The following is a 4,372-nucleotide window of genomic DNA, read 5'->3' as shown; positions in this document are numbered from 1 at the left end:
GATATCGGGCGCGCATTCGAACGTTATGACAGCCTACTCAGATGGGTAGGCAATTCAGATCCCGGCGATGGCCAATCGCAGTCGGCCCTCGAGAGTGTTAGACGGTCCCGAGACCGATTACTCCCCGAGGTTGCCGCGGACAATTTTGATACGCGCGATCCGGAGGTGACATTCCGCTGGCTGATCCAAGAGGCACTGCCGATAAAGGAGTCCTCGAAGGCTTCGGATGATGAGCACTTCAATAACCCGCTGAGGAAGGACTCTTACGACGCTCACAAGGTCGATGAAAAGAAATGGGAGCAATTCTTGAAGCGACTCCCTGGCAAGAGGATCACTTGGCCCGCGAGGATCGAGAGAATCACGGGAGAGGAGGTCGATTTCGCATGTTTTCCAGAAGGGGTCAGAGAGAAGGACATCACTGTAAAGGTCCAGTTCGATCCGTATCCAGCGGAATACGAAGACGAGAATTGGCGAATGGAAATTCTCCACCACGGGACCTACCGTCCTCACTGTAATGGCAAGCTGATTATCGGTCGCGACATAAGCCTCGATGCTGCAAGGACACTTGACCGAAAGACGTGGATCCACATCGAAGGGACCCTCGAAAGAGTCGAAAGCGACGTGGCCAAGCCTTACACGAGCTACCCTGACATTCGGCTGTACGTCAAGACCACTGGGGTCCTTGTGCCAGTGGCCAAATGAACGGGACTAGGGGGCTTCGACCATCGCCAGGTTCCCGGCTCGATCGGTGTTCTCGAGGCGCTCGACGAGTTCACGCCAATCGGCGAAACCACAAGCCGGACCTACGATGCGAACGGACTTGCCGCGTGGACGTCCCGGAATAGTAGGCAAGAGATTCCAGGACAGTGGGTCATCGTCCCTGGTGAGTCCCGGCCGCCGTTCCGGGGTTCGCTCGCTTTGGGTTCGCTTGGCACAGGGCGCGCGGATGCGCTTTCTTGGGTCGAGGCCCATCACCGAGGCCGGCGCCGCCCCCACTCGACGCACCGGCGGCACGCAGTAATCATGCAGTTCCTGTGCACGTCCTCTATCAGACCGGCGACGCCGCCTGCCGCATGCTGTTTCGACGCTGTTCCTGAGCATCGCGCCGTCACTGTTCTTCAGCGAGGACGCGCCGGTGTTCCGCTCGGTGTTCTTGACCGAGGCGCGCAGGCTGTTCCCCAGGCTGTTCTTCAGCCTGCGCGAGCGGGCACGTCGTGCGTCGGCACCAGGCGGCCACGGATTCACCGCTGGCAGTAGACCTGACCAGGCTGTCGAAGAGCGCGATTGAGCGGCGTTGCAGTGTCATGGTCACAACCTCCTACTCTAGTATCCGACATTTCCCTGCCAAAATCCTTGCTATCAGGGAAAAAACGCCCTTCTACCAGCCTCCTGGCGCGAGCAGAAACGGCAACCCTACTGAAGATGGGAATGGCTGATCGAGCCGTGTCGTATACTTGGAATGGAGCGCGATGCTCCGTTTTCAGAGTAAACGGGAAACTCTGCTTTCCCCCCTCCACTCCCAACCCCCTTCAAGGCCGGTCTGGCCGCATGGAATGCAGGCAAAACCGCAAGATCAGAGCGGTAATGGCAATTCACATTTTTATCCTAAAAATGAGACACTTCCGCTGCAAACTGGCCATAATCCCTGCAAATGGGGCTGGCGGGAGCGCGGCCAAAATCAACGTAAACGGGAAACAAAGATGACCACGCGCAAGCAGGACAAACAGGCGCCCTACCACCGGCCGACGAACGAGCAAGCCCGCAGCCGCGAGTGGCTGGAGATCCAGGAAATCGAGCGGCTCATGACGGCCGCGGCCAAGCTGGGCAGGCACGGGCACCGGGACAGGACCATGATCTTGATGGCGTTCAGGCACGGGTTGCGCGTCGCCGAGCTGGTCGACTTGCAATGGACCGACGTCAACTTCGCGGAGCGGAAGATTTTCATTCGCCGGCTCAAGGGATCGAACGACAGCATGCACCACCTGGAGCGGGATGAGATCGCGGCCCTGCGCCGGCTCGGCGGCGACCAGTCCGGGTTCATCTTCCTGGCGGAAGGGGGCGGGCCGATGTGCTCGAGCGGGTTCTTCAAGGTGATCCGGCGAGCTGGCCTCGAGGCCGGTCTGCCGCTGAAATTGCACCCGCACATGTTGCGTCATTCTTGTGGCTACGCGCTGGCCAACAAGAACGTCAACTTGCGTTTCATTCAGGATTGGCTGGGACATCGCTCGATCGCCAACACCGTGAAGTACACAGCGTTGAGCCCGCTGCGTTACGCCAAGGCCGGACTTTGGAAGTGAGGATGACGCGCCGTTGCCCTTCCAGGCGGTTCCCTTGCCCACCCCTGGGACCGCCAGTCCCGCAGCCCTCGTTGTTTCTCATCGCACCCGGGCGCCAGGCCGTCTCAGGCGGTCCCAGGCCGTCCACGCGTGTGCGGGCGGGGCGGGGTAGCAAAGATTGCACATCCCCCCGTCCCCCGGATCTGCGCTGAACTGGTCGCCCTGGTGCTACGGGAGCAAGTCCGCCGCATCGATCTGGCCGAAAACCTCACCGTCGATGATGACCGGGACGACTTGACCGGGACGGCAATCGACGTGGTTGCGGTACTGACCCGCCGCCTGGTCGGGATCGGTATACACCTCGACCTGCCCCGCGCGTAGGTTAATGATCCAGTAGACCGGGATTCCGGCCTCCGCATAACCCTCGAGTTTGTCGCCCTGGTCAACGGTGAGGCTGCTGTCAGCTACCTCGACCACGAGGCAGCAATCCTCGGCGGTCGCATCGCGCGAGGAGTCGTACTCCAGTTCGGCGCGGATGACCGCCACGTCGGGCTCGGGTTTTCTCAGAAGACTGAGAACGACCCCCTCTTCCTTGGCGACGTGCCAGACGGGCGGGATGACCCTCTCGAGTGCCTGGACCGTCTTCCTCGTCCCTACCCGATGAGGTGGACCCTTGGGCATCTTCGGCACCACGTTCCCGTCCCAGAGCTCGACCTGATCATCCTCGCCAATGCGTCCGTCCTCGATCATCCGATCGTACTCATCGACCGTAGTGACCGTGTCCGGTTTCGTGATCGTGCTCACTTCGCACCGCCTTTCGCTCATTCCTACTCCTGCACGATCCTACGGGCCAGAATCGCCATGTTGGAGCCACTATGATCATACGGTACAACGTATCGGCACACAAGGCGCGATACTTACCCCCGTCGAGCTGGATCTGCGCCGTGACGCTCGCCCTGGTCGGGGTCGGGGCGGTTCCGCGCGCCGAACTGGCCGCCATCATCGCCACGACACACCAGGCGGGGCGCTCGTTCCAGGGGCCGATAAGATTCCCCGTCCCATCGGCTCAAAGCGTCTGAGGCGATCCTACGCGTTCGGGCCGGACGAACTTCGGTAGTGCCGCCAGTCACACGGGCGGCCTGATGCCTGGCAGAGCAGCGGGCCGGTCAGGGTTTTACGAGAGGGGGAAAGCATGAGCAAGTTCGCGAACAAGCACGAAGGCCGATCGCCGGTCAGAGCAACGCGCCCAAGCCCAACGCGCGAAAGAGTTGGCGAAGCATCGGAAGGCCGAAAAAGCCAAGCACGAGGGATCATGACCACGCATCATTGTAATCGGTGCCGAGCGACCATCACCGGGAACCGCTCAGTCTTGACGGCAACCCGGGGTCAGTTGGCCGTGGAAGGGCTCGAGGAAACCGATCTGGCCGATGGCTGCAATCTTTGCGAGCGATGCGCGGCCCGGTTCCTGGATTGGCTGCTCTCCGGCAACCCTGATCTCGCGGCCGTGGACGGGTCAGGCGGGGCGATCAACTCAACGGCCGTGGGCATTGATGGCCTGCCTGATCGTGCGTCTGGGGCGATTCTACACGGGCGATCGGGGGTGCGATGCCTGATTTGCATCATGAGAACGACTACCGTTGCGGTACTGTTTTTGATTATTTTTTGTTGCTTCTGATTGTTGCATGCTCAAGATTTCATGGCAACGTAAACAAATACAGGGAAACGTTTTGCGTCACGCCGATTTGCCCAGTTCTTGCCCATGCTGCATCGGCTGTGTCTTCGGCAAGTCTGCGCGCGGCGCGGTCTGGCTCAGGGAGGTGGGTGTCGAAGGCTCGTGCGACATGAATGGCTCCCGTTGTCGAGTAGATTCGCTTGCTCGATTGAGTAGCCAATTGTACGAGCTCTCCGCCGCGGGCGACAAGCAATGCCTCATCGTGCGTCATTCGCCTTCTGCCGGGCGAGGCCAACGGGGCGGCAATGAGCGCAGGGTTGAAGCCCCGCCGCACGCGCCGCGTCAGCGTCCCTGAGCACGACCTTGTTCGACGGGTTCATGGACTGGATGTCGGGACACGTCGAAAGATGGTAGCGCCCCTTGC

3 protein-coding genes are annotated in these 4,372 nt (G+C 60.8%); 2 read left to right on the top strand and 1 reads right to left on the bottom strand.

Annotated features, from left to right (window positions below; genetic code table 11):
• Together ACLP9N_RS22955 and ACLP9N_RS22950 are read left to right on the top strand one after the other, a co-directional pair.
• Window positions 1–702: hypothetical protein (locus ACLP9N_RS22955; RefSeq protein ID WP_442409549.1), on the top strand; the 702-nt coding region annotated here is incomplete at its 5' end.
• An 851-nt stretch (window positions 703–1,553) separates the two neighbouring features.
• Window positions 1,554–2,297, top strand: a complete 744-nt coding sequence (locus ACLP9N_RS22950; RefSeq protein ID WP_442409548.1) for a tyrosine-type recombinase/integrase — start codon at window positions 1,554–1,556, stop codon at window positions 2,295–2,297.
• A gap of 207 nt (window positions 2,298–2,504) precedes the next feature.
• Here the strand turns inward: ACLP9N_RS22950 and ACLP9N_RS22945 are convergent, their stop codons facing one another.
• Entirely contained in the window at window positions 2,505–3,080 is a 576-nt protein-coding gene (locus ACLP9N_RS22945; protein ID WP_442409547.1) for a Uma2 family endonuclease, read from the bottom strand.
• Window positions 3,081–4,372 lie beyond the last annotated feature (1,292 nt).

Source organism: Mycobacterium sp. (genome assembly GCF_052144515.1).
In the GTDB taxonomy this organism is placed as follows: Bacteria; Actinomycetota; Actinomycetes; order Mycobacteriales; family Mycobacteriaceae; genus Mycobacterium.
Note: the sequence above shows the minus strand (reverse complement) of the source record. Positions and strands in the feature narration are given on the sequence as shown.